The sequence below is a fragment of the Escherichia sp. E4385 genome, assembly GCF_963883145.1.
GTDB lineage: Bacteria > Pseudomonadota > Gammaproteobacteria > Enterobacterales > Enterobacteriaceae > Escherichia.
Map to the genome: position 1 here is coordinate 160,224 of NZ_CAWOOJ010000011.1, position 26,439 is coordinate 186,662.

The 26,439-nt window shown below is 49.5% G+C and carries 26 protein-coding genes and 2 tRNA genes; 17 read left to right on the forward strand and 11 right to left on the reverse strand.

Annotated features, from left to right (window positions below; genetic code table 11):
• The first annotated feature begins 5 nt into the window (after window positions 1-5).
• From sufC to ldtE, 5 genes are all read left to right on the forward strand, one after another.
• Complete coding sequence (gene sufC / locus AACS80_RS10670; RefSeq protein WP_135409992.1) at window positions 6-752, forward strand: Fe-S cluster assembly ATPase SufC; 747 nt, start codon at window positions 6-8, stop codon at window positions 750-752.
• Window positions 727-1,998 carry a Fe-S cluster assembly protein SufD gene (gene sufD / locus AACS80_RS10675; RefSeq protein WP_130259830.1) on the forward strand — a complete coding sequence of 424 codons (1,272 nt, stop codon included), beginning with the start codon at window positions 727-729 and terminating at the stop codon, window positions 1,996-1,998. Before sufC ends, sufD begins: the two co-directional genes overlap by 26 nt.
• Window positions 1,995-3,215, forward strand: a complete 1,221-nt coding sequence (gene sufS, locus AACS80_RS10680; RefSeq protein ID WP_135409991.1) for a cysteine desulfurase SufS — start codon at window positions 1,995-1,997, stop codon at window positions 3,213-3,215. The genes sufD and sufS overlap by 4 nt, the downstream gene beginning before the upstream one ends.
• 12 nt (window positions 3,216-3,227) lie before the next feature.
• Window positions 3,228-3,644, forward strand: coding sequence for a cysteine desulfuration protein SufE (sufE, locus tag AACS80_RS10685; protein WP_130208228.1), 417 nt, complete (start codon window positions 3,228-3,230; stop codon window positions 3,642-3,644).
• Between the two features lie 148 nt (window positions 3,645-3,792).
• On the forward strand, window positions 3,793-4,797 hold the full coding sequence (gene ldtE / locus AACS80_RS10690; protein ID WP_135409990.1) for a L,D-transpeptidase LdtE: 1,005 nt from the start codon (window positions 3,793-3,795) through the stop codon (window positions 4,795-4,797).
• A gap of 63 nt (window positions 4,798-4,860) precedes the next feature.
• On the opposite strand, the gene lpp is transcribed toward ldtE, so the two are convergent.
• From lpp to ynhH, 3 genes are all read right to left on the reverse strand, one after another.
• Window positions 4,861-5,097, reverse strand: a complete 237-nt coding sequence (gene lpp / locus AACS80_RS10695) for a murein lipoprotein Lpp (RefSeq protein WP_000648420.1) — start codon at window positions 5,095-5,097, stop codon at window positions 4,861-4,863.
• A 310-nt stretch (window positions 5,098-5,407) separates the two neighbouring features.
• On the reverse strand, window positions 5,408-6,820 hold the full coding sequence (pykF, locus tag AACS80_RS10700) for a pyruvate kinase PykF (protein ID WP_064530058.1): 1,413 nt from the start codon (window positions 6,818-6,820) through the stop codon (window positions 5,408-5,410).
• 7 nt (window positions 6,821-6,827) lie between these two features.
• Window positions 6,828-7,022, reverse strand: a complete 195-nt coding sequence (gene ynhH / locus AACS80_RS10705) for a protein YnhH (protein WP_242664678.1) — start codon at window positions 7,020-7,022, stop codon at window positions 6,828-6,830.
• A 350-nt stretch (window positions 7,023-7,372) separates the two neighbouring features.
• On the opposite strand from ynhH, the gene fumD reads away from it, so the two are divergent.
• The 7 genes from fumD to ydhT all read left to right on the forward strand — a co-directional run bounded on the left by fumD (window position 7,373) and on the right by ydhT (window position 13,784).
• Window positions 7,373-7,582, forward strand: coding sequence for a fumarate hydratase FumD (gene fumD, locus AACS80_RS10710; RefSeq protein ID WP_000528337.1), 210 nt, complete (start codon window positions 7,373-7,375; stop codon window positions 7,580-7,582).
• Between the two features lie 459 nt (window positions 7,583-8,041).
• The gene (locus AACS80_RS10715; protein WP_130208224.1) at window positions 8,042-8,668 is read left to right on the forward strand and encodes a ferredoxin-like protein; all 627 of its coding nucleotides are present in this window, start codon (window positions 8,042-8,044) and stop codon (window positions 8,666-8,668) included.
• 20 nt (window positions 8,669-8,688) lie between these two features.
• Window positions 8,689-10,791 (forward strand): aldehyde ferredoxin oxidoreductase, encoded by a 2,103-nt coding sequence (locus AACS80_RS10720; protein ID WP_135409989.1) that lies wholly within the window; start codon window positions 8,689-8,691, stop codon window positions 10,789-10,791.
• A gap of 12 nt (window positions 10,792-10,803) precedes the next feature.
• Window positions 10,804-11,454, forward strand: a complete 651-nt coding sequence (locus AACS80_RS10725; protein ID WP_131161190.1) for a YdhW family putative oxidoreductase system protein — start codon at window positions 10,804-10,806, stop codon at window positions 11,452-11,454.
• Window positions 11,455-11,517: 63 nt separating this feature from the next.
• The gene (locus AACS80_RS10730) at window positions 11,518-12,186 is read left to right on the forward strand and encodes a 4Fe-4S dicluster domain-containing protein (protein ID WP_135409988.1); all 669 of its coding nucleotides are present in this window, start codon (window positions 11,518-11,520) and stop codon (window positions 12,184-12,186) included.
• Window positions 12,183-12,968, forward strand: coding sequence for a thiosulfate reductase cytochrome B subunit (phsC, locus tag AACS80_RS10735; RefSeq protein WP_131161192.1), 786 nt, complete (start codon window positions 12,183-12,185; stop codon window positions 12,966-12,968). Before AACS80_RS10730 ends, phsC begins: the two co-directional genes overlap by 4 nt.
• Window positions 12,969-12,971: 3 nt before the next feature.
• Window positions 12,972-13,784, forward strand: coding sequence for a protein YdhT (ydhT, locus tag AACS80_RS10740; protein WP_135409987.1), 813 nt, complete (start codon window positions 12,972-12,974; stop codon window positions 13,782-13,784).
• Window positions 13,785-13,794: 10 nt separating this feature from the next.
• On the opposite strand, the gene AACS80_RS10745 is transcribed toward ydhT, so the two are convergent.
• The 4 genes from AACS80_RS10745 to AACS80_RS10760 form a co-directional block, all read right to left on the reverse strand.
• Window positions 13,795-15,399, reverse strand: a complete 1,605-nt coding sequence (locus AACS80_RS10745) for an FAD-NAD(P)-binding protein (protein ID WP_138183783.1) — start codon at window positions 15,397-15,399, stop codon at window positions 13,795-13,797.
• Between the two features lie 125 nt (window positions 15,400-15,524).
• A complete protein-coding gene (locus AACS80_RS10750; protein WP_130208210.1) occupies window positions 15,525-15,830 on the reverse strand; it encodes a monooxygenase in 306 nt (101 codons plus the stop codon).
• A gap of 113 nt (window positions 15,831-15,943) precedes the next feature.
• Window positions 15,944-16,020 (reverse strand) — tRNA-Val (locus AACS80_RS10755).
• Window positions 16,021-16,024: 4 nt separating this feature from the next.
• Window positions 16,025-16,101 (reverse strand) — tRNA-Val (locus tag AACS80_RS10760).
• 308 nt (window positions 16,102-16,409) lie between these two features.
• Between AACS80_RS10760 and AACS80_RS10765 the strand changes: the two genes are divergently transcribed.
• Complete coding sequence (locus AACS80_RS10765) at window positions 16,410-17,666, forward strand: AIDA repeat-containing protein (RefSeq protein WP_138183784.1); 1,257 nt, start codon at window positions 16,410-16,412, stop codon at window positions 17,664-17,666.
• A 38-nt stretch (window positions 17,667-17,704) separates the two neighbouring features.
• Here the strand turns inward: AACS80_RS10765 and mdtK are convergent, their stop codons facing one another.
• Window positions 17,705-19,078 (reverse strand): multidrug efflux MATE transporter MdtK, encoded by a 1,374-nt coding sequence (mdtK, locus tag AACS80_RS10770; RefSeq protein WP_130208206.1) that lies wholly within the window; start codon window positions 19,076-19,078, stop codon window positions 17,705-17,707.
• A gap of 215 nt (window positions 19,079-19,293) precedes the next feature.
• On the opposite strand from mdtK, the gene AACS80_RS10775 reads away from it, so the two are divergent.
• Complete coding sequence (locus AACS80_RS10775; protein WP_064530047.1) at window positions 19,294-19,911, forward strand: riboflavin synthase; 618 nt, start codon at window positions 19,294-19,296, stop codon at window positions 19,909-19,911.
• 51 nt (window positions 19,912-19,962) lie between these two features.
• Here AACS80_RS10775 and cfa read toward each other — a convergent pair whose 3' ends face one another.
• Together cfa and punC are read right to left on the reverse strand one after the other, a co-directional pair.
• Entirely contained in the window at window positions 19,963-21,111 is a 1,149-nt protein-coding gene (gene cfa, locus AACS80_RS10780; RefSeq protein ID WP_138183785.1) for a cyclopropane fatty acyl phospholipid synthase, read from the reverse strand.
• 288 nt (window positions 21,112-21,399) lie between these two features.
• Complete coding sequence (gene punC, locus AACS80_RS10785) at window positions 21,400-22,611, reverse strand: purine nucleoside transporter PunC (protein ID WP_130208202.1); 1,212 nt, start codon at window positions 22,609-22,611, stop codon at window positions 21,400-21,402.
• Between the two features lie 112 nt (window positions 22,612-22,723).
• On the opposite strand from punC, the gene punR reads away from it, so the two are divergent.
• Entirely contained in the window at window positions 22,724-23,656 is a 933-nt protein-coding gene (punR, locus tag AACS80_RS10790) for a DNA-binding transcriptional activator PunR (RefSeq protein ID WP_130208200.1), read from the forward strand.
• Here punR and purR read toward each other — a convergent pair.
• Window positions 23,653-24,678 (reverse strand): HTH-type transcriptional repressor PurR, encoded by a 1,026-nt coding sequence (gene purR / locus AACS80_RS10795; protein ID WP_000190978.1) that lies wholly within the window; start codon window positions 24,676-24,678, stop codon window positions 23,653-23,655. The two genes, punR and purR, sit on opposite strands and share 4 nt — an antisense overlap.
• 298 nt (window positions 24,679-24,976) lie before the next feature.
• Between purR and cydH the strand changes: the two genes are divergently transcribed.
• Together cydH and AACS80_RS10805 are read left to right on the forward strand one after the other, a co-directional pair.
• Entirely contained in the window at window positions 24,977-25,066 is a 90-nt protein-coding gene (gene cydH, locus AACS80_RS10800; RefSeq protein ID WP_000102278.1) for a cytochrome bd-I accessory subunit CydH, read from the forward strand.
• A gap of 165 nt (window positions 25,067-25,231) precedes the next feature.
• On the forward strand, window positions 25,232-26,401 hold the full coding sequence (locus tag AACS80_RS10805; protein WP_135409986.1) for an MFS transporter: 1,170 nt from the start codon (window positions 25,232-25,234) through the stop codon (window positions 26,399-26,401).
• The last annotated feature ends 38 nt before the right edge of the window (window positions 26,402-26,439 follow it).

Sequence of the window (26,439 nt, forward strand, 5' to 3'; positions counted from 1 at the left end):
TAAACATGTTAAGTATTAAAGATTTACACGTCAGCGTGGAAGATAAAGCTATCCTGTGTGGATTAAGCCTCGACGTTCGTCCCGGCGAAGTTCACGCCATTATGGGGCCAAACGGTTCTGGCAAAAGTACCTTATCGGCAACGCTTGCCGGGCGCGAAGATTATGAAGTGACGGGCGGCACGGTTGAGTTTAAAGGCAAAGATTTACTTGCGCTGTCGCCGGAAGATCGTGCAGGCGAAGGCATTTTTATGGCCTTCCAGTATCCGGTGGAAATTCCCGGCGTCAGTAACCAGTTTTTCCTGCAAACGGCACTTAATGCGGTGCGCAGCTATCGCGGCCAGGAAACGCTCGACCGCTTTGATTTTCAGGATTTGATGGAAGAAAAAATTGCTCTTCTGAAGATGCCGGAAGATTTACTAACCCGTTCGGTAAACGTTGGTTTTTCCGGCGGTGAGAAAAAGCGCAACGATATTTTGCAAATGGCGGTGCTGGAACCGGAGTTATGCATTCTTGATGAGTCGGACTCCGGGCTGGATATTGACGCATTAAAAGTGGTCGCCGATGGCGTGAACTCGCTGCGTGACGGCAAGCGTTCATTCATCATTGTTACGCACTACCAACGCATTCTTGACTACATCAAGCCTGATTACGTCCATGTTCTGTATCAGGGGCGAATTGTGAAATCCGGTGATTTCACGTTGGTCAAACAACTGGAGGAGCAGGGTTATGGCTGGCTTACCGAACAGCAGTAACGCGCTGCAACAGTGGCATCACTTGTTTGAAGCTGAAGGGGCGAAACGTTCTCCAGAAGCACAGCAGCATTTACAACAATTGCTGCGTACCGGCCTGCCGACACGTAAACATGAGCACTGGAAATATACGCCGCTGGAAGGGCTGACCAATAGCCAGTTTGTCAGCATTGCGGGTGAGATATCTCCGCAACAACGCGATGCCTTAGCGTTAACGTTAGACGCCGTGCGGCTGGTGTTTGTCGATGGACGTTACATGCCAGCGCTTAGCGATGCAACTGAAGGCAGCGGATATGAAGTGAGCATTAACGACGACCGTCAGGGATTGCCCGATGCCATTCAGGCAGAAGTCTTTTTGCATTTGACGGAAAGTCTGGCGCAAAGCGTTACGCATATTGCCGTCAAGCGCGGTCAACGGCCTGCAAAGCCATTGCTGTTAATGCATATTACCCAGGGCGTGACAGGTGAAGAGGTGAACACTGCCCATTACCGGCATCATCTGGATCTGGCTGAAGGTGCCGAAGCAACGGTGATTGAACATTTTGTCAGCCTTAATGATGCTCGCCATTTTACCGGCGCACGGTTCACTATCAACGTCGCAGCGAACGCCCACTTGCAGCATATCAAGCTGGCGTTTGAAAACCCGGTCAGTCACCACTTTGCCCATAACGATTTGTTGCTGGCAGACGATGCCACCGCATTTAGCCACAGTTTCCTGCTGGGTGGCGCTGTGTTACGGCACAACACCAGTACGCAACTCAATGGCGAAAACAGTACGCTACGGATCAATAGCCTGGCGATGCCGGTGAAAAACGAGGTGTGTGATACCCGTACCTGGCTGGAACACAATAAAGGTTTTTGTAATAGCCGCCAGTTGCACAAAACTATCGTCAGCGACAAAGGTCGCGCGGTGTTTAACGGTTTGATCAACGTCGCGCAGCATGCCATCAAGACTGACGGCCAGATGACCAACAATAATCTGCTGATGGGTAAACTGGCGGAAGTGGATACCAAACCACAGCTGGAAATCTATGCTGATGATGTGAAATGCAGCCACGGTGCGACGGTGGGGCGTATTGATAACGAACAGATGTTCTATCTGCGCTCGCGCGGGATCAATCAACAGGATGCCCAGCAGATGATTATCTACGCCTTTGCCGCCGAACTGACGGAAGCATTGCGTGATGATGGGCTCAAACAGCAGGTGCTGGCCCGAATCGGTCAACGGCTGCCGGGAGGTGCAAGATGACTTTTTCCGTCGACAAAGTGCGGGCCGACTTTCCGGTGCTTTCTCGTGAGGTAAACGGTTTGCCACTGGCTTATCTCGACAGCGCCGCCAGTGCGCAGAAACCGAGCCAGGTGATTGACGCCGAGGCCGAGTTTTATCGTCACGGCTACGCCGCGGTGCATCGCGGTATCCATACGTTAAGCGCCCAGGCGACCGAGAAAATGGAGAACGTGCGCAAGCGGGCATCGCTGTTTATTAATGCCCGTTCGGCGGAAGAGCTGGTGTTCGTCCGCGGCACGACGGAAGGGATCAATCTGGTCGCCAATAGCTGGGGCAACAGCAACGTGAGATCAGGCGACAATATCATCATTAGTCAAATGGAACATCATGCCAATATTGTTCCCTGGCAAATGCTTTGCGCGCGTGTTGGCGCAGAGTTGCGTGTGATCCCGCTTAACCCGGACGGCACACTGCAACTGGATACACTGCCCAATCTGTTCGACGAGAAAACTCGCCTGCTGGCAATTACCCATGTCTCCAACGTGCTGGGGACGGAAAATCCGCTGGCGGAGATGATCACGCTTGCGCACCAGCATGGCGCAAAAGTGCTGGTGGATGGCGCTCAGGCGGTGATGCATCATCCGGTGGATGTTCAGGCACTGAATTGCGATTTCTACGTTTTCTCCGGGCATAAACTGTATGGTCCCACCGGCATTGGCGTGCTGTATGTCAAAGAAGCCTTGTTGCAGGAGATGCCGCCGTGGGAAGGCGGGGGTTCTATGATCGCCACCGTCAGCCTGAGTGAAGGCACTACCTGGACTAAAGCGCCATGGCGGTTTGAAGCCGGTACGCCCAATACGGGCGGTATTATTGGCCTTGGCGCGGCGCTGGAGTATGTTTCGGCGCTGGGGCTTAACAACATTGCCGAGTATGAACAAAATCTGATGCATTACGCATTGTCGCAGTTGGCAGCGGTGCCGGATCTTACGCTCTATGGTCCGCCGGACAGACTTGGCGTTATTGCCTTTAATCTCGGTAAACACCACGCCTATGACGTCGGCAGTTTTCTTGATAACTACGGTATTGCTGTGCGTACCGGACATCACTGCGCAATGCCATTAATGGCCTATTACAACGTCCCCGCGATGTGTCGGGCGTCGCTGGCACTGTACAACACCCATGAAGAAGTGGATCGTCTGGTAACTGGATTGCAACGTATTCATCGTCTATTGGGGTAAAAGGGAGGCTCTATGGCTGTATTGCCGGATAAAGAAAAATTGCTGCGTAACTTTTTACGCTGCACCAACTGGGAGGAGAAATATCTCTACATTATTGAACTGGGACAGCGTCTGCCGGAATTAGGCGATGAAGAAAGAAGTCCGCAAAATAGCATTCAGGGCTGTCAGAGTCAGGTGTGGATTGTGATGCGTCAGAATGCGCAGGGAATTATTGAATTGCAGGGCGACAGCGATGCGGCTATTGTGAAAGGGCTTATTGCGGTCGTTTTTATTCTCTACGATCAAATGACGCCGCAGGATATTGTCAATTTCGATGTGCGTCCGTGGTTTGAAAAAATGGCGCTCACCCAACATCTCACCCCGTCTCGTTCACAAGGTCTGGAAGCGATGATTCGCGCAATTCGCGCCAAAGCCGCTGCACTTAGCTAAACTAAAGGAACAGCTTTCATCCGGTAGGCTCACTTTGCCGGGTGGTCGATGTTTACACTGGCCTGCACAGGAGTGTTTCGGTTTCAGGTAAACATAAGCGCCATCCGTCGTTTCAGCGTGAGCCACCGGCAAATACAGGAGGTTTACAATGAAACGCGCGTCTTTACTAACACTGACTCTTATCGGCGCTTTCAGCGCCATTCAGGCAGCCTGGGCGGTAGATTACCCGCTCCCACCAACCGGAAGCCGACTGGTTGGGCAAAATCAAACCTATACGGTGCAAGAGGGGGATAAAAACCTTCAGGCTATTGCCCGTCGTTTTGATACTGCGGCAATGTTGATCCTTGAAGCCAATAACACAATTGCTCCGGTGCCAAAACCAGGCACGACAATAACCATTCCTTCGCAACTGTTATTACCTGATGCACCGCGCCAGGGGATAATTGTGAACCTTGCGGAACTGCGTCTTTATTACTATCCGCCGGGAGAAAATATCGTGCAGGTCTACCCGATAGGTATTGGCTTGCAGGGGCTGGAAACGCCAGTGATGGAAACACGGGTAGGGCAGAAAATCCCCAATCCTACCTGGACGCCCACGGCGGGTATTCGTCAGCGTTCACTGGAGCGAGGCATCAAATTACCGCCAGTTGTTCCAGCCGGGCCGAATAACCCTCTGGGACGCTACGCACTGCGCCTGGCGCACGGCAACGGCGAATACCTCATTCATGGCACCAGTGCGCCGGACAGCGTCGGTTTGCGCGTCAGTTCAGGCTGTATGCGTATGAACGCGCCGGACATTAAAGCACTGTTCTCCAGTGTGAGAACGGGAACGCCGGTAAGAGTGATCAACGAACCGGTAAAATACTCTGTAGAACCGAACGGGATGCGTTATGTTGAAGTGCATCGACCGCTATCGGCAGAAGAACAGCAGAACGTTCAGACAATGCCGTACGCACTGCCTGCAGGCTTCACGCAATTTAAAGACAATAAGGCTGTAGATCAGAAGTTAGTCGATAAAGCATTGTATCGTCGGGCAGGGTATCCGGTTGCGGTAGGCAGTGGAGCAACTCCAGTAGCCAGCAATGCGTCTGCAGTAGAGTCAGCGCAGAATGGTGAACCAGAGCAAGGAAATATGTTACGAGCGACGCAATAGGCGTAATGAGCAGGCAAAAAAAATGGCGCACAATGTGCGCCATTTTTCACTTCACAGGTACTATTACTTGCGGTATTTAGTAGCCATGTTGTCCAGACGCTGGTTAGCACGAGCTGCGTCATCTTTAGCAGCCTGAACGTCGGAACGCATTGCGTTCACGTCGTTGCTCAGCTGGTCAACTTTAGCGTTCAGAGTCTGAACGTCAGAAGACAGCTGATCGATTTTAGCGTTGCTGGAGCAACCTGCCAGCAGAGTAGAACCCAGGATTACCGCGCCCAGTACCAGTTTAGTAGCTTTCATTATTAATACCCTCTAGATTGAGTTAATCTCCATGTAGCGTTACAAGTATTACACAAAGTTTTTTATGTTGAGAATATTTTTTTGATGGGAAGGCACTTATTTTTGATCGTTCGCTCAAAGAAACATCGAACGCTTGGTTTTAGATAAAAAAAATGAGAGAAAACAGGATGGTTCCATCGGATTCATCTTAGATAAAGTGAGATTATATAGTGAAATCCGATTTGATTTTTTATTGCTTCTGGTTATCGATTAAATAAAAAAAGCGCCCATCAGGGCGCTTCGATATACAAATTAATTCACAAAAGCAATATTACAGGACGTGAACAGATGCGGTGTTAGTCGTGCCGCTCGGTACCAGCGCGCCAGAAACCATGACTACGACGTCGCCTTTGTGCGCCAGACCGCTCTGCAGCGCCAGTTCTTTACCCAGACGATAGAAATCATCAGTAGAGGTAATTTCTTTAACCAGCTGCGGTACAACGCCTTTGCTCAGTACCAGCTGATGAGCCGTTTTTTCGTTGGTGGTCAGCGCCAGAATGGTTGCATCCGGGAAGTATTTACGTACTGCACGAGCAGATTTACCGCCCTGGGTCGCTACGACGATCAGCGGAGCATCCAGTTTTTCAGCAGTTTCAACTGCGCCACGGCAAACCGCTTCGGTGATACGCAGTTTACGGTTGTCGTTGTTGAACTCGAGACGGCTGTTCATCACGCGGTCGGTACGTTCACAGATGGTCGCCATGATAGAAACAGCTTCCAGCGGATATTTACCTTTTGCGGATTCACCAGACAGCATTACTGCGTCGGTGCCGTCGAGGATGGCGTTGGCTACGTCACCGGCTTCTGCGCGAGTCGGACGTGGGTTTTTGATCATGGAATCCAGCATCTGGGTCGCAGTGATAACGACTTTACGTGCACGGATACATTTTTCGATCATCATCTTCTGGGCGAAGATAACTTCTTCAACCGGAATTTCTACACCCAGGTCGCCACGTGCAACCATGATGCCATCAGATGCCTCGAGGATTTCGTCGAAGTTATTGAGGCCTTCCTGGTTTTCGATTTTGGAGATGATTTGGATGTTTTCGCCGCCGTGCGCTTTCAGGTGCTCACGGATTTCGACAACGTCAGAACGTTTACGGATAAAGGAAGCAGCAACAAAGTCTACACCTTGTTCGCAACCGAAGATCAGGTCCTGTTTGTCTTTTTCTGCCAGTGCCGGCAGGGCGATGGAAACGCCAGGCAGGTTCACACCTTTGTTCTCGCCCAGGTCACCGTTGTTCAGTACTTTACAGATAACTTTGTTACCTTCGATAGCGGTAACTTCCATACCGATCAGACCATCGTCAACCAGTACGGTGTTGCCGACGGACAGGTCGGTGGTGAAACCTTCATAAGTTACCGCAACCATTTCGCTGTTGCCGATAACAGATTTGTCAGTGGTGAAAGTAAAGGTCTGGCCTGCTTTCAGAGAAACGTCGTTACCGCCTTCCAGTTTCATGGTGCGGATTTCCGGACCTTTGGTATCGAGCAGGATAGCGGCAGTTTTACCGGTTTTGCTCATCACGTTGCGCAGGTTCTGAATGCGCTGACCGTGTTCTGCATAGTCACCATGAGAGAAGTTCAGACGCATGACGTTCATGCCCGCGTCCAGCATTTTAGCTAACATCTCTTCAGATTCGGTTTTTGGGCCGATGGTGCAAACAATTTTGGTCTTTTTCATGACAGTCTTAGTCTTTAAGTTGAGAAGGATAGGAGAAACTTGCTTTCTGGGCGCACTGCCGGAAAGCGAATCCGGTATTACGAAAGTGATGGTGCCTCGCTCTAAGGATAGGTGACATCGAAAAAGCGTGCAGAGGAATGTGTGCTTGTGTCTCAGCCCAACGTGAGTGCCTGTTTTTGAGTCGTTGAGTTCTACAGTCCAAAGTGCTGAAACCATTCAAGAGTCAATTGGCGCGGATTATACGCTGAATTTAATCAAAAAGGAAAACAAAAACAGCGTTTCAAAAACATTCATGCATATACACAATAAACTGTTATCAAAGATTTAACGTCCTCGATAGCAGATTACGCAAAATCATCGCTGCTTGCGCAACGGGAAGGCGATGGCTGGAAGGTGGAGGATAACTGGAGTAAAGACAGAGTGCGTACCCTCGTTACACAACAGATGCAAATATAATAATTTATCGAGTTATTTGTTTGATTTTGTTTGTTTTTTGTTTAAGTAATGAGATTGATATATGCTGATAACTGGCATGATAAATGGGTGTGAATAATGGGCAACCGGACAAAAGATGATGAACTGTACCGCGAAATGTGCAGAGTGGTAGGGAAAGTGGTGTTGGAGATGCGTGACCTGGGCCAGGAGCCAAAACACATCGTCATCGCTGGTGTGCTGCGTACAGCATTAGCAAATAAACGTATCCAACGCAGCGAATTAGAAAAGCAGGCGATGGAAACAGTCATTAATGCACTGGTGAAATAATTGTTCGGGGATAGCGCGTAACGCCTTATCCCCTCTGTTTTATTATATTGTCACATGTAAGTTTATTTTTATAAATTGATGTAAGCCAACTATATTAATTGCGATATGTATTTAATTTTATAGCGAATTAACTATTTCTATATTCTGGAATGTATATCACAAATTATTGTAGAGTAAATGAAATTCATTTCAAATGATAACAAATATCACTCCGCTTTTAATCTTCTGCTTTCCATTTTTAATTGATAACGATCAATGTTAAGGGCTAGGAATAATCACATTATTTTTTCTCCTAACCATAAAGGATTAGTTTGCTTGCGTTAAATCATGTCTCATATGCTATCGGGTTAGGACAAAAATATCTGGTGTTGGAGGCATAGTCAGCAGCGTATTAGTTGAATGCTTAATATCAGGCTGCTGAATTGTCAGCACTGTGTTTGCGAAGAGGATGCGAAATAAATGAACCCGGTTGAACGTCCACTGTTAGATATTGGCTTAACGCGATTAGAGTTCTTGCGTATATCAGGAAAAGGTCTTGCTGGTTTAACAATAGCCCCTGCGTTATTGTCACTTTTGGGCTGTAAACAGGAAGATGTCGATAGCGGCACGGTGGGGCTGATAAACACGCCCAAAGGAGTGTTAGTTACCCAGCGTGCGCGTTGCACCGGCTGCCACCGCTGTGAAATCTCCTGTACCAACTATAACGATGGCGCCGTTGGTACTTTTTTTTCCCGCATCAAAATCCATCGTAATTATTTCTTTGGCGACAAGGGCGTAGGTTCCGGTGGCGGCTTATACGGCGATCTGAATTATACCGCCGACACCTGCCGCCAGTGTAAAGATCCTCAATGCCTGAAGGTCTGCCCGATTGGCGCGATTACCTGGCAGCAGGAAGAGGGATGTATAACCGTCGATCATAAACGTTGCATTGGTTGTAGCGCCTGTACCACTGCGTGTCCGTGGATGATGGCCACCGTAAATACTGAAACTAAAAAATCCTCGAAATGTGTGTTGTGCGGTGAATGCGCAAACGCCTGCCCGACAGGGGCGTTAAAAATTATCGAGTGGAAAGATATTACTGTGTGAATCTTGCAAAGGAAAAAATCATGGCTAACGGTTGGACTGGTAATATATTAAGAGTCAATCTTACGACAGGAAATATTACCCTCGAAGATTCCAGTAAGTTTAAAGATTTAGTCGGTGGTATGGGCTTTGGCTACAAAATTATGTATGACGAAGTACCTCCAGGCACCAAACCTTTCGATGAAGCAAATAAATTAGTTTTTGCTACGGGGCCGTTGACAGGGTCTGGTGCACCCTGTAGTTCTCGCGTAAATATCACATCACTTTCCACATTTACCAAAGGAAATTTAGTCGTCGACGCCCATATGGGCGGTTTTTTTGCTGCACAAATGAAATTCGCCGGATACGACGTCATTATTATCGAGGGTAAAGCGAAATCACCGGTCTGGCTAAATATAAAAGATGACAAAGTTAGCCTGGAGAAAGCCGATTTCTTGTGGGGAAAAGGGACGCGTGCAACCACGGAAGAAATTTGCCGTTTAACCAGCCCTGAAACCTGTGTAGCGGCTATTGGTCAGGCGGGTGAAAATCTTGTGCCTCTCTCTGGCATGCTGAATAGTCGTAACCACAGTGGCGGCGCGGGAACTGGCGCAATAATGGGCTCCAAAAACCTGAAAGCAATTGCGGTTGAAGGGACAAAAGGAGTCAACATTGCCGATCGCCAGGAGATGAAACGGCTCAATGACTATATGATGACCGAACTTATTGGCGCTAATAACAATCATGTCGTGCCAAGTACGCCGCAATCGTGGGCAGAGTACTCTGATCCCAAGTCGCGCTGGACAGCTCGTAAAGGGCTGTTTTGGGGCGCAGCGGAAGGCGGCCCGATTGAAACAGGAGAAATCCCGCCAGGCAATCAAAACACGGTCGGTTTCCGCACCTATAAATCTGTCTTTGATTTAGGTCCGGCAGCAGAGAAATACACCGTCAAAATGAGTGGCTGCCACTCATGTCCAATTCGTTGTATGACCCAGATGAACATTCCTCGGGTTAAAGAGTTTGGTGTACCCAGTACAGGTGGCAACACCTGTGTCGCTAACTTTGTCCACACCACCATCTTCCCGAACGGGCCGAAAGATTTTGAAGATAAAGATGATGGCCGGGTGATTGGTAATCTGGTCGGTCTGAATCTGTTCGATGACTACGGGCTGTGGTGTAACTACGGGCAGTTGCATCGCGACTTTACCTATTGTTACAGCAAAGGCGTGTTTAAGCGCGTTCTGCCTGCTGAAGAGTATGCGGAAATTCGTTGGGATCAACTGGAAGCTGGCGACGTTAATTTCATTAAAGATTTTTACTATCGTCTGGCGCACCGCGTGGGTGAGTTGAGTCACCTGGCTGATGGCTCGTATGCCATTGCTGAACGCTGGAATTTGGGTGAAGAGTACTGGGGCTACGCAAAAAATAAACTCTGGTCGCCGTTTGGTTATCCGGTTCACCATGCTAATGAAGCATCGGCACAGGTCGGCTCTATCGTTAACTGCATGTTCAACCGTGACTGTATGACGCATACGCACATCAACTTTATCGGCTCCGGTTTGCCGTTGAAACTGCAGCGTGAAGTGGCAAAAGAGCTTTTTGGCTCTGAAGATGCTTACGATGAAACCAAAAACTACACGCCGATCAATGACGCAAAAATTAAATATGCCAAATGGTCGCTGTTGCGGGTTTGTTTGCATAACGCCGTCACCCTGTGCAACTGGGTCTGGCCAATGACCGTTTCGCCACTGAAAAGCCGCAATTATCGTGGCGACCTTGCGCTAGAAGCCAAATTCTTTAAAGCAATCACTGGCGAAGATATGACGCAGGAAAAATTAGATTTAGCTGCTGAGCGTATCTTTACGTTACATCGTGCCTACACAGTAAAACTGATGCAAACCAAAGATATGCGCAATGAGCATGACCTGATCTGTTCCTGGGTATTTGATAAAGATCCGCAGATTCCGGTCTTCAGTGAAGGTACTGACAAAATGGATCGCGATGATATGCACCAGTCACTCACGCTTTTCTACAAGGAAATGGGCTGGGACCCACAGCTTGGTTGTCCAACGCGAGAAACGCTTCATCGACTCGGGCTGGAAGATATTGCCGCCGATCTGGCGACACACAATCTGCTACCAGCATAAGGAACCGGCGTAATGAGCCAGCAGGAGGAAATGACACAACTGGAAGCGCCTGATATTGACGTGACTAAGCGTCACTGGTTGCACAGTATGCGTCAGCCCGATGACACTGCGAACGATGCGGTTACAGGGCCTGAACCGGCTGAAATTCTGGCGGAGTTTATCCGCCAGCATTCGACGGCGGGTCAACTGGTTGCACGCGCCGTGTTCCTGTCGCCGCCATATACGGTTGCTGAAGAGGATCTTTCTGCATTGCTGGAAAGCATACGGCAGAGTTCAGACTTCGCAGATATCGCCTGTATGACGGGCAGTAAAGATGATTATTACTACTCAACGCAAACCATGAGCGAAAACTATGCCGCTATGTCTTTGCAGGTTGTTGAGCAGGACATCTGTCGGGCCATTGCACATGCCGTTCGCTTCGAATGCCAGACGTATCCCCGGCCTTATAAGGTCGCCATGCTGACGCAAGCGCCATATTACTACCAGGAAGCGCAGATTGAAGCCGCGCTCGCCGCGATGGATATCGCTCCTGAGTATGCCGATATACGCCAGGTGACGTCATCGACGGCTGTGTTGTACCTGTTTAGCGAGCGTTTTATGAGCTATGGCAAAGCTTATGGCTTATGTGAATGGTTCGAGGTTGAGCAGTTTCAGAATCCCTGAAATTTCAGGGAGATATCATGGATAGGGTGGACAGTCGCAGCCACAGCATTAGAGGATAATAAGATGTCCTTCACTCGACGCAAATTTGTTCTGGGGATGGGAACGGTACTCTTTTTTACCGGTACAGCACCTTCTTTGTTAGCGAACACCAGACAAGGAAAGGAAGTTCGATATGCCATGATTCACGATGAATCGCGGTGCAATGGCTGTAATATTTGCGCCAGAGCATGCCGTAAAACTAACCATGTACCGGCACAGGGAAGTCGTTTGTCTATCGCGCATATCCCGGTCACCGATAACAATAACGAAACGCTGTATCACTTTTTTCGCCAGTCATGCCAGCACTGTGAAGATGCTCCTTGCATCGACGTTTGCCCCACAGGGGCATCGTGGCGTGATGAACAGGGGATCGTGCGGGTAGAAAAATCACAATGCATTGGCTGTAGCTACTGCATCGGCGCATGCCCGTATCAGGTTCGTTACCTTAATCCACTGACCAAAGTGGCGGATAAATGTGATTTCTGTGCTGAGTCACGGCTGGCAAAAGGTTTTCCGCCCATCTGCGTTAGCGCCTGTCCGGAACATGCGTTGATCTTTGGTCGCGAAGATAGCCCAGAAATTCAGGCATGGTTACAGGAAAATAAATACTATCAATATCAGCTGCCTGGTGCCGGGAAACCGCATATGTATCGCCGGTTCGGTCAACATTTGATTAAAAAGGAAAATGTATGAACCCGTCGCAAAATGCTGAACAATTTCATAACCAGTTGGCGAACTATGTACCGCAGTTTTCTCCCGAATTTTGGCCTGTGTGGTTGGTCATTGCCGGGCTGTTGCTGGTCGGGATGTGGTTAGTGTTGGGGCTTCACGCCTTGCTTCGCGCTCGTGGTATAAAGAAATCCACCACTGGTCATGGCGAGAAGGTTTATCTCTACAGCAAGGCGGTGAGATTATGGCACTGGTCGAATGCGTTACTCTTTGTTTTGTTGCTGGCTAGTGGGCTAATCAATCACTTTGCGCTGGTGGGCGTTGCTGCAGTCAAAAGTCTGGTTGCCGTACATGAGGTTTGTGGATTCCTGCTACTGGCATGCTGGCTTGGCTTTGTTCTCATTAATGCCGTTGGGGGTAATGGTCATCACTACATTATCCGTCGTCAGGGCTGGCTGGGGCGAGCGGCTAAACAAACGCGGTTTTATCTGCTTGGAATTATGCAAGGGGAAGATCATCCATTTCCTGCAACAACACAGTCTAAATTCAATCCATTGCAGCAGGCAGCTTATGTTGGTGTGATGTATGGATTGCTGCCGCTGTTATTGTTGACGGGGCTGCTATGCCTTTACCCGCAAACCGTGGGGGACGTGTTCCCTGGCGTAAGATACTGGTTATTGCAGGCGCATTTTGCTCTGGCAGTTATAAGCCTCTTTTTTATCTTCGGCCATCTCTATCTTTGCACCACGGGGCGTACTCCGCACGAAACTTTTAAATGTATGGTCGATGGCTATCACCGGCATTAACGAATGATCATTACACGAGCTGATCTGCGAGAGTGGCGTGTAGGCGCGGTTATGTACCGCTGGTTTCTGCGCCGTTTTCCGCAAGGTGGAATTTATGCCGATATACACCACGCCCTGATTGGCGAAGGGTTTACCGACTGGGCGGAAAGTCTGGTTGAGTACGCCTGGAAAAAATGGCTGGCAGACGAAAATTTCGCCCGTCAGGAAGTTTCCTCAATGCAAAAACTGGCCAAAGGTCCCGTAGAGATACCCTTTTGCAGTCAGTTCGCCCGGGCCGACGATCACGCACGCGTCGGCTGTTGTGAGGATAACGCCAGAATCGCTACCGTGGGGTATGCTGCGCAAATTGCCAGCATGGGTTATAACGTGCGGATTGGCAGTGTCGGATTTAACAGCCATATCGGTAGCTCAGGTGAACGTGCTCGTGTTGCTGTAACCGGTAATTCCTCGCGGATAAGCAGCGCCGGAGACAGCAGTCGTATTGCGAATACCGGAATGCGAGTACGCGTTTGTACATTGGGTGAACGGTGTCATGTCGCCAGTAATGGCGATCTGGTGCAAATCGCCAGCTTTGGCGCAAACGCCAGGATTGCCAACAGCGGCGATAACGTTCATATCATCGCCAGCGGTGAAAATTCAACGGTAGTGAGTACGGGCGTGGTGGATTCAATTATTCTCGGGCCAGGAGGCAGCGCCGCGCTGGCTTATCATGACGGCGAAAGAGTGCGCTTTGCCGTAGCCGTTGAAGGTGAAAATAATATTCGCGCTGGAGTTCGCTATCGTCTGAATGAGCAGCATCAATTTGTGGAATGCTGACTCTTTTACCTTAATCAAACGACAGACGTCGGCGTGCGCGGGATGCTGGCTTAACGACGGCCTGCGCCATAGCCTCACCAATTTCAGCACAAGCCGTAAGCCCCTGAACGAAAGGCCGATCGTGCATTAACCAGGGCAACGCGCCGAACGCCACGCGACCACGAACTTCTTCCGGTTGCTGTAGCGTATAATCTTCACCGACATCAGGGATTTCATCGCCTGTTTTCTGTAGCTGTGCACGTAGTCCAGGGAAAGGAATGTCTTTCACTTTGAGCGGGCGCTGCCCACGAGCATCAATAAAAACGTCAAACGAGTAGCTGTTGTCCGCTGTTTTCAGCATTGTGTACGTTTTGTCGATTTCCATATCGTATTCCTCACCGAGAGCGAGAATATGGATAATTCCCGCCTCGCGCAAAGCCAGTAAGCGCTTTATAGATTCAGAAGGAATAGCTGCATAATTGTCGATAAATACTCTGGCAAGGCCTTTACTGAACCGTTTATGGTCGTGCTCATTCAGATGCGGAACAATTTCCTGTACGGCTTCATGCAGGCGAAGAATGACATAACGCCAGGGAACGGTATGTTTTTCACGTTTATTTCGCTCGACTTCTGCTAAGTTTTTTTCTGCCCAGGCAAATGGGTCATGCTGTTTACGGTCAGCAAACCAGGCCAGCGCGAAGGTATCGACATTCAGGTCCTCTATCGCAATATGTTGGCTCCAGTCAGGATCAGCCGCAGTAATCTCTTTCACTATAAGTTTAAATACCCGGTCCAGAAGACCCTGTGTACCTTTTTCAATTTCCGCGTTCAGGGAATGTTCAGTGACAATGCGTAGAGGTTCGTAGGGAATAGGGCAATAGAAATCGGCTTCTGGCAAAATGCCTGTGCGTGACATCAATGTAATACTGAGTTTTTCACTGTCGCTATCGCGCTGAAACAGAATGCGTTGATTATCCTTTTCGATAAAGGAACCATGCTGGATAGCAACCGCCATTGCGGCATCCAGTCCGCTCAAGGATGTTCCCATAATGCCCACGCGACAGGCTTCAATTTTCGCTTCCATTAACCCTGACCACGGGCTGGGGAAATATGTTCGGCTTGCCTGTTCTTCGTCAGGCCAGACGTGACCGGTGGCTATTACGGTTAAATCAAACGTCTCAACTGGCAAATCCCGATCTGTGAAGATAAGCACGCCAGAGTCTGTGACTTGCAGATCAGTCACTTGGCAAGATTCATAAACGTTGATTTCAAATTGCTGCTGCCGAGCTTGTTCTACCAACCGTAAAAAGCGATCACGGAAATATTCTCCTAACAAAATCCTCGGCAAAAACTGGCGATCGTGCAAGCTTTCCTTTTTAACGCCATAACGTTGCAGATGGCTGGCCTCTTGCTCTTGCAACCATTCCAGATAAGTACAATAAATCGGCGGTATTTCAATGCTGGCAATATTTGCCAGCATCATTTTAGAGTTTTCTTCATCATTGTACGGCATACCGACACCAGCCTCGTCGGCTTGCTCGAAGAGAGAAATGGAGAGTGGCGTTTGTTGCTGCAAAAGCGAGAGGAAAGTGTAGATCCCTGTTGGTCCGGCACCCACAATGGCAATTTTTTTCATTGTTACTTACCTGTATGCATTTTTTTGAATTTGGTGTTACCAGATAAGTGTGGTGGAAATATTTAGAAAAGGAGAAATTTCAGACGGGGACGAAAAGGGCGCGTATCGCCCTTCATTAATTTCTGTCAGGCCAGTTTTGCCTGATTGATTTGACTCAGTGACTCATTGACATCGAAAACTTTGGCAATAACTTCTGCGACACCAAGATTTTTCAGGCGGGCAGTATGTTTGTCCAGATAAGCCAGGGCGCTTTTTTCATCGGTAAAAAGGTAGATCCCACCGGCTTCATGGTTCTTTTCACTTTCTGTCCACACCTTCCACAGAAAACCGGGTTCCTGGTTAATCGACTCGGCAAGCGGTTTAAGTTGCTCAGCCATTTCGTCGCCAAAGGGGCCATTAAAAGCAAAATGAAGTTGTAATAAAGTTGCCATAGCTATTCTCCTTCTGATAACGCATACGAGGATAGTGTAAATCTTTTAACGTATTGGATACAGAGAAGAAGCAGGAGAAACAAAAGGGAAGAGAAGACCAGATTAAGAAAATCTGGTGCGTCCGAGTGGACTCGAACCACCGACCCCCACCATGTCAAGGTGGTGCTCTAACCAACTGAGCTACGGACGCAGGATGGTGCGTTCAATTGGACTCGAACCAACGACCCCCACCATGTCAAGGTGGTGCTCTAACCAACTGAGCTATGAACGCAACGTTGTAGGTGACAACGGGGACGAATATTAGCGGCAGAGCGTGAAGGTGGCAAGAGGCAAATCGTAATTTTCTGCGCTATTTCTATCGTTTGCAGAGCTTTTAAGCAAATTGGCGATATTTTGTTGATTTGCAAGGGCGATTTTTGGCCAGAGATCATATTTAGATTTGATACAGCCGATTATCCCTCGACTCACAATGTAAAACAGAGACTTTGCCACCATATCAATTCTATCGTGGATAAATCCTTCGTAGCCTTTACACTTAGGTAGCGATAAAGGCACACAGATGCAGCATAGGAATAAGTCATGGGATCTGATGCAAAAAACTTGATTAGCGACGGGAAAGTGCAAATTGTTCATGCTGGAGACGTTATCGGCGCGACTCAACTTACTGATGGCGAGTTGATTGTTGAGGCAGGCGGAAGAGCAGAAAATACCGTGGTCACAGACGCTGGCTGGCTGAAAGTTGAAACTGGTGGAATCGCCAAATGTACACAGTACAGCAACAATGGCACGTTATCAGTCGGTGACGGCGCAATAGCCACTGACATTGTTCAGTCAGACGGTGGAGCGATTAGCCTCTCAACGCTCGCGACTGTTAATGGCCGCCATCCCGAAGGTGAATTTAGCGTTGATCAGGGCTATGCCTGCGGTTTATTGCTGGAGAATGGCGGTAATCTGCGGGTACTGGAGGGCCATCGCGCGGAAAAAATCATTCTGGATCAGGATGGTGGTTTGTTGGTCAACGGAACAGCATCAGCAGTTGTTGTCGATGAAGGTGGTGAACTGTTGGTTTACCCTGGCGGAGAAGCCATCAATGGTGAGATAAGCCACGGCGGCGTTTTTATGCTGGCAGGTAAAGCCAGTGATACGCTGATTGCGGGTGGCACCATGAATAATCTCGGTGGCGAAGACATTCATACTATCGTTGAGAATGGCGCCGTTTATCGCCTGGGGACAGACGGTCTGCAACTCTACAGTTCTGGTAAGACTAAAAACCTGACAGTTAAAACCGGAGGTCGGGCTGAAGTGCATGCCGGTACGCTGGAAAACGCAGTGGTACAAAGTGGGACAGTGATTGTGATGTCTCCCACCAGTGCGGATGAAAAATTCGTCGTAGAAGAAGACTGTGCTCCGGTTGAACTTACGGGGAGCGTTGCATTACAGGACGGCGCTTCTATGATTGTTGGCTATGGCGCTGATCTGAAACAATCAACGATTACGGTCCAGCAGGAAGGCGTGTTGATCCTCGATGGCAGTACGGTTAAAGGTGACAACGTCACTTTCTATGTTGGCAACCTGAATCTCGATGGCGGAAAAGTGTGGCTGATAACGTCAACAGCAACGTCTGTGCAGTTGAAGGTGAAACGTCTGCGAGGAGAAGGAACGATTTGCCTGCAAACCAGTGCAAAAGAAATTTCTCCAGAATTCATCAGTGTGAAAGGGGAAGTCAGCGGTGATATTCACGTTGAGATAACGGATGCCAGTCGGCAGCCTATTTGCAGCGCACTTAAATTGCAGCCGGACGAAGATGGCATTGGCGCAACGCTCCAGCCAGCCTAAAATTAAGGCGCAATCTTTGCGGATTGCGCCTCATTTTTTTATCGAGATGCACGTTGCAAAATGATAGCCGATGGTAAACGTTGCAAGAAACGCATACGTAGCATCATCATAATGGCAGCAGAAGTCAGACCGATAATAAAGCCTATCCAGAAACCTGCCGGCCCCATCGGCTCAACTACCAGATTGGTTAATGCCAGGATATAACCACTTGGTAAACCCAACACCCAATACGCGATAAAGGTAATGTAAAAAATAGATCGCGTATCTTTATAACCACGCAAAATCCCGCTACCGATTACCTGTATCGAGTCAGAAATCTGATACACCGCCGCCAGCAACATCAGGTGGGCAGCCAGTGTCACAACTTCTGGATTATCGTTATACAGAAGAGCGATCTGCTCCCGCAGCGAGATTGTAAAAATTGCCGTCATCGTTGCCATACAGACGCCAACCATAAGCCCGGTTCGTGCAGCAGTTTGCGCATCCAGCGTGGAACCCTGACCCAGACGATAACCCACACGGATAGTCACAGCCGCTGCCAGCGACATCGGAAGAACGAACATCAGCGAACTAAAGTTCAGGGCAATCTGGTGGCCTGCCACATCGACAATACCGAGCGGAGATACCAACAGCGCAACCACCGCAAACAGTGTTACTTCAAAGAACAGGGCCAGCGCGATAGGTAAACCCAGTTGCACAAGTCTTTTCATTACCGCCGGATCTGGTTTAGCGGTGCCTTTTTCGTTGCGGATATCGCGCATAGAACGGGCATGCTTAATATAGGAAACCATAGCAAGGAACATTACCCAGTACACCGCCGCAGTCGCCACACCACAGCCGACGCCACCGAGTTCAGGCATACCGAAGTGACCGTAAATGAAGATATAGTTAACAGGAATGTTCACCAGCAGGCCAATAAAGCCCATTACCATGCCCGGCTTGGTTTTTGCCAAACCTTCACACTGGTTACGAGCGACCTGGAAGAACAGATAGCCCGGAGCCCCCCACAATAGTGCACGCAGATAACCCACTGCTTTATCGGCGAGGGCCGGATCGATATTTTGCATGGAGCGGATGATATAACCCGCATTCCACAGCACCAGCATAATAAGCACGGAGACGAAACCGGCCAGCCAGAAACCTTGTCGCACCTGATGCGCAATACGTTCACGGCGACCGGAACCATTCAATTGCGCGATGACTGGCGTCATTGCCAGCAGCAGCCCGTGACCGAAAAGAATCGCCGGGAGCCAGATAGAAGTACCAATGGCGACTGCCGCCATGTCGGTGGCGCTATAGCCGCCCGCCATGACGGTATCGACAAAACCCATCGCTGTTTGGGCGATTTGCGCGAGAATCACCGGGATTGCTAATGCTAATAACAGACGCGCTTCACTAATGTATTTCTGCACGTGAACACCTTTTATATTGTTGTTATATGAGAGACTAAAAAACCGCCTGAATGGGCAGCAAAAAGAAGAAACAGGGGAAATTCAGTCTATTGTAGCGAGGATTTATTAATTCTCCAGTGAAAAAATAACCACTCAACCCCCTTTACTGGTAAGGACGTTTCCCACCTGCTATTGTGCTGAACAGAATGTCCTAACTGATTTCAGGAGTTGTAAGTATGTTTACGGGGATAGTGCAGGGCACCGCGAAGTTGGTGTCGATTGACGAGAAAGCAAATTTTCGAACCCATGTAGTGGAATTACCTGATTACATGTTGGATGGTCTGGAGACAGGCGCTTCTGTCGCGCATAACGGTTGCTGCCTGACTGTAACGGAAATTAACGGCAACCGTATCAGTTTTGATCTGATGAAAGAAACGTTACGAATAACAAACCTTGGCGATTTAAACGTTGGGGATTGGGTAAACGTAGAACGAGCTGCTAAATTCAGCGATGAAATCGGCGGACATTTAATGTCAGGTCATATTATGACCACCGCAGAAGTATCGAAAATAATAACATCAGAAAATAACCACCAGATCTGGTTCAAAGTACAGGATGAGCAGTTAATGAAATATATCCTGTATAAAGGGTTTATTGGTATTGATGGCATCAGTCTGACGGTTGGTGAAGTGACAGCGACCCGCTTTTGTGTGCATTTAATTCCGGAAACGCTGGAACGTACCACTCTCGGTAAGAAAAAACTCGGTGCACGCGTCAATATCGAAATCGATCCTCAAACTCAGGCCGTGGTAGATACTGTTGAACGTGTGTTGGCGGCACGGGAAAAGAAATAAAGCTGCGTTTGAAATGACATCGCCCCCAAAATGGGGGCGATGAAATAATACTTAACGCGCCACGCGAAGGCCGCTTTCGACCCCACGTGAGAACACCACTTGCCAGAGCTGGATATCACGGGCGCGGAAGGCACCAGCGCAAGCATTCAGATAATACGTAAACATCCGTTTAAAGCGTTCACTGTAGTTATCGGCAATTTCCGGCCAGGCGGCGAGGAATCGTTCATACCAGGCCATCAACGTAGTGTCATAGTCAGCGCCAAAGTTATGCCAGTCTTCCATCACAAAGTGTGGTTCACTGGATTGCGCAATCTGGCGTACAGAAGGCAGGCAACCATTCGGGAAAATATATTTGTTAATCCACGGGTCAACATTCAGATCGGTTTTTTTCGAGCCGATAGTATGTAGCAGGAAAATCCCTTCTGGCTTCAGATTACGATCCACCACCTCAAAATAGGTATCGTAATTTTTCGGTCCGACGTGCTCGAACATACCAACCGAAACAATACGGTCAAACTGGTCGTTCAGGTCACGGTAATCCTGTAGCAAAATGGTGACATCCAGACCTGCGCAGCGTTCCTGGGCCATTTTCTGTTGTTCGGCAGAAATCGTGATACCAACCACACTTACGTCATAATTAGACGCCATGTAATGCGCCAGCCCGCCCCAACCGCAGCCGATATCCAGAACCCGCATGCCCGGTTTTAACTGCAATTTTTCACAAATCATTTTGAGCTTCGCTTGTTGGGCAGATTCCAGATTATAGGCTTCTTTCCAGTAAGCGCAGGAATACTGCATGAAGGGATCCAGCATACGGCTGAACAGGTCATTACCAAGGTCGTAATGCTCTTTACCTACTATCCAGGCACGCTTTTTACTTTGCAGATTGAAGAGCCGTGCGCCAGCAATGCGCAGTGTGTCTTTGAAATGATGGGGGAGTTGGTTTTCAAGCCCAGCGCGTAAGACTTTGCTAAAAAACATATCCAGTCGGTCACATTCCCACCAGCCATCCATATAACTTTCGCCTAACCCCAACGATCCTTCCTGTAGAACGCGTTTAAAAAAATCGGGGTTTTTAACTCGAATATCTGCCGGGGCAGAGCCATTAATGGCGATGCCTGCACGGCTAAGTAATTCGTTGGCGATACGGTACCAGTTGTCATCCGGTACGCTGACTTCTTCTATACACGATGAACTCATAGTTTCTCCATCACTGGTCGGTGATCAGAACCTTAAAACAGCGTAGACGCTTTTTGGGCTTTGTGAGAAATCTCGCAGGAAAACCGCGAGTCTATAATCCGACGTAGAACAGAGGAAAGGAGGAACCCTTGCCGAAATGACCATCCATAGTGACCCGGGAACGCTCCTGTCCCCGTAAAAACATAATATTTATCGTAATATTAACAACTGGAACTCAGTATAGGCTGCTAATCTCAATCATACAACAAAATTTTGTTAGCAGCCTAAGTATAACGATATCGCTATAGATCAATGTGATTCACTATGTGCGACTTCCGTCTCGCCATGATTCTGGCAGTGGGATTCAGGTTGATGTTGCATCTTATAGCCGATAGCAACCAGCACCACGGTTGATAACATCACGCTGGTGGTGGTGAACAGTGGCGTGCTGACGCTGATGAGCCAGGAAACCCCCAGGCTTGCGAGGAAGCACAGACCCAATTGCAGGGTATTCTGCAATGCAGCAGCGCGGCCAGTCGCATGCGGGAAGGGGCGTAGCGCCTGGGCGACCACAATCGGGTAGATTGCCCCGTTGGCAATGGCCATCACACAGAATGGGATCAGAATTTCGGCCAGCGACACATGGCTAATGAAGCCCGCAGCCCAGGTTGCTACCACGCTGACGGCAAACAGCGCCAGCAGCCACGGTAACAACTGCTTACCCTGCCATTTCTGCAATGCAGCGCGACAGCCGTAACCACCAATAAGAAATGCGATGGTTTGCGGAACATAACTTAATCCGATTACTGCCGGACTGTAGCCCATTTCGCTGAGGATAAACGGTGAACCGGTTAGCCAGGCAAAGAAACTGGCTGAACAGGCCGCATAAATCAGCACATTCCCGCGATAGGTTTTTGAACGCAGCAGATCGGTAAAGGTCAGTCCATCCTGACTATCATTGCGTGCTTTCGTGGTGGGTTTAAGCCAGAAAATGGGCAGAATCAGCACTACGGCAATGGCAAACAGAGTGGCGAAAATCGCCTGCCAGGAAAAATGGACCAGCAGCCAGCTACCTAACAGCGGAGCAAGCGCCGGAGAAAGCCCCACTAAAGGCATAATGGTCGCAAAAATACGGTTAACTTTTTGTGAAGGATAGTAATCCGTCACCAATGCCTGCCAGATAACGGCCGCGGCACAGACACCAACAGCTTGCACAAAACGCAATACCAGCAGCGTGGCAGCGTTTTCCACCCATAACATTCCCAGACTACCCAGCGCAAAAATTGTCAGGCCGATCAATAACACAGGTTTACGACCATAACGATCGGAGAGCGGCCCCCACAGGAGCTGGGCAGCGGCAAAACCGGCAAGGAACAGACTAAGGCTGGCACTGACAGCAGACGCAGGCGTTTGCAGGTCGGCCTGAATGGCGGCGAAAGCGGGCAGATACATATCGGTTGCCAGAAAACCGAGTACGCTCAAACCCGCCAGCCAGACTAAAAATCTTTTCCCAGGTTGCATGTATATTCTCTAAATTCCTCAATTAAACACCGTCGCAAAGTGTAGGGAGTGAAATTCCTGTTGTGAAACGGTAATATTTGATGACTGGTTTCAAAAATTTTGCAGGCAAACTATGTGGTCTGAGTATTCTCTCGAAGTGGTTGATGCAGTGGCGCGAAATGGCAGCTTCAGCGCTGCAGCCCAGGAGTTGCATCGCGTTCCTTCTGCGGTCAGCTATACCGTGCGTCAGCTGGAAGAGTGGCTGGCGGTGCCGCTTTTTGAACGGCGTCATCGTGACGTGGAACTGACTGCTGCCGGGGCGTGGTTTCTCAAAGAAGGGCGCTCTGTTGTCAAAAAAATGCAGATCACTCGCCAACAATGTCAGCAGATAGCGAACGGCTGGCGCGGTCAATTAGCTATCGCGGTAGATAATATTGTCAGGCCAGAACGCACGCGGCAGATGATTGTTGATTTCTATCGCCATTTTGATGACGTCGAACTTCTGGTTTTTCAGGAAGTGTTCAACGGCGTCTGGGATGCGCTTTCCGATGGGCGCGTGGAACTGGCGATTGGCGCGACACGAGCGATTCCGGTTGGGGGCCGTTACGCCTTCCGTGATATGGGGATGTTGAGCTGGAGTTGTGTTGTTGCCCGCCACCATCCGCTTGCGTCGATGAATGGGCCGCTCAGCGATGACACGTTGCGCAACTGGCCGTCGCTGGTGCGCGAAGACACGTCGCGGACGTTACCCAAACGAATTACCTGGCTGCTGGATAACCAAAAAAGGCTTGTCGTACCTGACTGGGAATCATCGGCAACCTGTATCTCGGCCGGTTTATGCATAGGCATGGTGCCGACGCATTTCGCCAAACCATGGCTTAATGAGGGAAAATGGGTGGCGTTAGAACTGGAAAATCCATTCCCTGATTCGGCATGTTGTCTGACCTGGCAGCAGAATGATATGTCGCCAGCGTTAACCTGGTTGCTGGAGTATCTCGGTGATAGTGAGACGCTGAATAAGGAGTGGCTGCGGGAGCCGGAAGAGACTCCCGCAACGGATAATTAACGACGATAGTCGCGGAACGGACCGTCAGCTACGGAGCGGCGTTCAATAAGCCGCGGATGAACTTCGATAGACTGCGGTTCTTCGCGTTTGTTGACGATACGGTCCAACAGCATGTTGAACGCCGTTTCGCCCAGCGAATCTTTTGGCTGATGGATAGTGGTCAGCGCCGGGGTAAAGTAGCGGGCGTTGCGCACATTATCATAACCGATCAGCGAAACATCCTGCGGTACGCGCAGACCCATTTCATCAGCAGCGCAAAGTGCACCCATTGCCATGATATCGCCGCCACAGAAGACCGCAGTAGGGCGGTGTGGCTGCGACAGGATTTGTTGCATGGCGCGATAACCCGATTCAGGTTCAAAGTCACCCTGCACAATCCAGTTTTCCGGCACCTTGATCATCGCTTCTTCCATCGCCTTCATAAACCCTGCCAGACGACCCGCGCCGGTATTACGTTCCAGAGGACCAGGGATAACGCCAATTTCGCGGTGACCGCGTTCAATCAGATAGCGTCCGGCCATGTAGCCGCCTTCAAACGCGTTATCGATGACCGCATCGGTAAAGTCGGCTTTTGCTTCGCCCCAGTCCATTACCACCATCGGGATATGGCGATACTCTTCCAGCATCGCCAGCAACGGTTCCGGATACTCAGAACACATGACCAACAGGCCATCGACGCGTTTTTGCGCCATCATCGACAGATAGGCTCTCTGTTTCTCCAGATTGTTCCACGCGTTGCCGAGGATCAGCGTGTAACCTTTCTGGAAGCAATTTTTTTCAACCGCTTCGATGATCTCCGCGAAATAGGCTGCTTCGCTGCTGGTCGCCAGCAAGCCGATAGACTTGGTATGGTTAACCTTCAGGCTACGCGCTACCGCGCTAGGGGAGTAGTGTAATTCTTTAATCGCTGCCCACACGGCGTTGCGCGTTTCTTCAGCGACGAAACGAGTTTTGTTTATAACGTGTGACACAGTTGTAGTGGAAACGTTTGCTCGCTTCGCTACATCTTTTATTGTTGCCATTCCATTTCACTCCAGACCCTAACTTCAGCTCCTGCAAAATCGCAAGGTAAACGTTTGCCTTTACACACCTTACGCGCAACAAAAGTGTTGCGGTACGCCGGAAAAACGACACAGAGCGTCAGGAAGGGGTCAATGGCCAGTACGCAAATAGTGTAAGCGTGGAATTTTGGCCGATCTTGATGAAAAGGGGAAGTGGTAAAAACACTTATCATTATAAATGGCGGGAGATTTTTTCTTCACAGTGTGTAAAAATGCGTAATATCACTTTTTGTAGGGTAATAAAAAAGGAGAAAACTTGATGAGTACCGATCTTAAATTTTCACTGGTAACAACCATTATTGTCCTCGGTTTGATCGTGGCCGTAGGTTTGACTGCCGCGCTGCACTGATTTCCCTTCGAGGGAGCGCATCCTCCCTCGCACTCTCTTCCCTTTTGTTAGCAAAATGGCAAAAGTGTTTTCTCTTTTTGTTATTTTCAATTTTTTGTGATTGCTGTCATGCTTTCGCCACTTTGATGAATATCGTGTAATGACGCGAAGAGGTGGAGATTAGGCATGAAAATTAACTATCCGTTGTTGGCGCTGGCAGTTGGCGCGTTTGGTATCGGGACAACGGAGTTCTCGCCAATGGGCCTGTTACCCGTCATTGCGCGCGGTGTGGATGTCACGATTCCTGCTGCGGGCATGTTAATCAGCGCCTATGCGGTTGGCGTGATGGTTGGCGCGCCGCTGATGACATTACTGCTGTCTCATCGCGCCAGGCGCAGTGCGCTTATTTTCCTGATGGCCATTTTCACTCTTGGCAACGTGCTTTCCGCCATCGCGCCGGATTATATGACGCTGATGCTTTCACGCATTTTGACCAGTCTGAATCACGGGGCATTCTTTGGTTTGGGTTCAGTCGTGGCCGCAAGCGTTGTGCCTAAACACAAACAGGCCAGCGCCGTCGCCACTATGTTTATGGGCTTAACTCTGGCAAATATTGGCGGTGTTCCTGCGGCGACCTGGCTTGGCGAAACTATTGGCTGGCGGATGTCGTTTCTGGCAACGGCGGGGCTGGGCGTGATTTCAATGGTTAGCCTGTTCTTCTCGTTACCGAAAGGCGGCGCAGGTGCGCGACCGGAAGTGAAAAAAGAGCTGGCGGTATTGATGCGTCCGCAGGTGTTATCAGCCTTGCTGACGACGGTACTAGGGGCTGGCGCAATGTTTACCCTCTACACCTATATTTCACCAGTACTGCAAAGTATCACCCACGCAACGCCGGTGTTCGTAACAGCCATGCTGGTGCTGATTGGCGTTGGGTTTTCTATCGGTAACTATTTAGGCGGTAAACTAGCAGATCGTTCGGTCAACGGCACGCTGAAAGGCTTTTTGTTGCTGCTGATGGTGATTATGCTGGCGATCCCGTTCCTGGCGCGTAATGAGTTTGGTGCGGCTATCAGCATGGTGGTGTGGGGCGCAGCAACCTTTGCGGTGGTACCGCCGTTACAGATGCGTGTGATGCGAGTTGCCAGCGAAGCGCCAGGGCTGTCTTCCTCAGTGAATATCGGTGCCTTTAACCTGGGCAATGCTCTGGGTGCCGCGGCAGGTGGCGCAGTGATTTCGGGTGGTCTGGGGTACAGTTTTGTGCCGGTGATGGGGGCAATTGTCGCAGGACTGGCATTGTTGCTGGTGTTTATGTCAGCCAGAAAACAACCTGAAGCAGTTTGCGTTGCCAACAGTTAATAAACGAAACGCAGAAGGGGATACCTTCTGCGTTACAG

Bases quoted from the DNA above. Each gene is read 5' to 3' on its own strand.
- AACS80_RS10750 (WP_130208210.1), bottom strand. From the start codon at position 15,830: ATGGCAACTTTATTACAACTTCATTTTGCTTTTAATGGCCCCTTTGGC.
- sufE (WP_130208228.1), top strand. From the start codon at position 3,228: ATGGCTGTATTGCCGGATAAAGAAAAATTGCTGCGTAACTTTTTACGC.
- punR (WP_130208200.1), top strand. From the start codon at position 22,724: ATGTGGTCTGAGTATTCTCTCGAAGTGGTTGATGCAGTGGCGCGAAAT.
- AACS80_RS10720 (WP_135409989.1), top strand. From the start codon at position 8,689: ATGGCTAACGGTTGGACTGGTAATATATTAAGAGTCAATCTTACGACA.
- sufD (WP_130259830.1), top strand. From the start codon at position 727: ATGGCTGGCTTACCGAACAGCAGTAACGCGCTGCAACAGTGGCATCAC.
- sufS (WP_135409991.1), top strand. From the start codon at position 1,995: ATGACTTTTTCCGTCGACAAAGTGCGGGCCGACTTTCCGGTGCTTTCT.
- AACS80_RS10725 (WP_131161190.1), top strand. From the start codon at position 10,804: ATGAGCCAGCAGGAGGAAATGACACAACTGGAAGCGCCTGATATTGAC.
- purR (WP_000190978.1), bottom strand. From the start codon at position 24,678: ATGGCAACAATAAAAGATGTAGCGAAGCGAGCAAACGTTTCCACTACA.
- AACS80_RS10745 (WP_138183783.1), bottom strand. From the start codon at position 15,399: ATGAAAAAAATTGCCATTGTGGGTGCCGGACCAACAGGGATCTACACT.
- pykF (WP_064530058.1), bottom strand. From the start codon at position 6,820: ATGAAAAAGACCAAAATTGTTTGCACCATCGGCCCAAAAACCGAATCT.
- punC (WP_130208202.1), bottom strand. From the start codon at position 22,611: ATGCAACCTGGGAAAAGATTTTTAGTCTGGCTGGCGGGTTTGAGCGTA.
- AACS80_RS10715 (WP_130208224.1), top strand. From the start codon at position 8,042: ATGAACCCGGTTGAACGTCCACTGTTAGATATTGGCTTAACGCGATTA.
- phsC (WP_131161192.1), top strand. From the start codon at position 12,183: ATGAACCCGTCGCAAAATGCTGAACAATTTCATAACCAGTTGGCGAAC.
- AACS80_RS10805 (WP_135409986.1), top strand. From the start codon at position 25,232: ATGAAAATTAACTATCCGTTGTTGGCGCTGGCAGTTGGCGCGTTTGGT.
- AACS80_RS10775 (WP_064530047.1), top strand. From the start codon at position 19,294: ATGTTTACGGGGATAGTGCAGGGCACCGCGAAGTTGGTGTCGATTGAC.
- ydhT (WP_135409987.1), top strand. From the start codon at position 12,972: ATGATCATTACACGAGCTGATCTGCGAGAGTGGCGTGTAGGCGCGGTT.
- cydH (WP_000102278.1), top strand. From the start codon at position 24,977: ATGAGTACCGATCTTAAATTTTCACTGGTAACAACCATTATTGTCCTC.
- AACS80_RS10730 (WP_135409988.1), top strand. From the start codon at position 11,518: ATGTCCTTCACTCGACGCAAATTTGTTCTGGGGATGGGAACGGTACTC.
- ldtE (WP_135409990.1), top strand. From the start codon at position 3,793: ATGAAACGCGCGTCTTTACTAACACTGACTCTTATCGGCGCTTTCAGC.
- lpp (WP_000648420.1), bottom strand. From the start codon at position 5,097: ATGAAAGCTACTAAACTGGTACTGGGCGCGGTAATCCTGGGTTCTACT.
- fumD (WP_000528337.1), top strand. From the start codon at position 7,373: ATGGGCAACCGGACAAAAGATGATGAACTGTACCGCGAAATGTGCAGA.
- cfa (WP_138183785.1), bottom strand. From the start codon at position 21,111: ATGAGTTCATCGTGTATAGAAGAAGTCAGCGTACCGGATGACAACTGG.
- sufC (WP_135409992.1), top strand. From the start codon at position 6: ATGTTAAGTATTAAAGATTTACACGTCAGCGTGGAAGATAAAGCTATC.
- AACS80_RS10765 (WP_138183784.1), top strand. From the start codon at position 16,410: ATGGGATCTGATGCAAAAAACTTGATTAGCGACGGGAAAGTGCAAATT.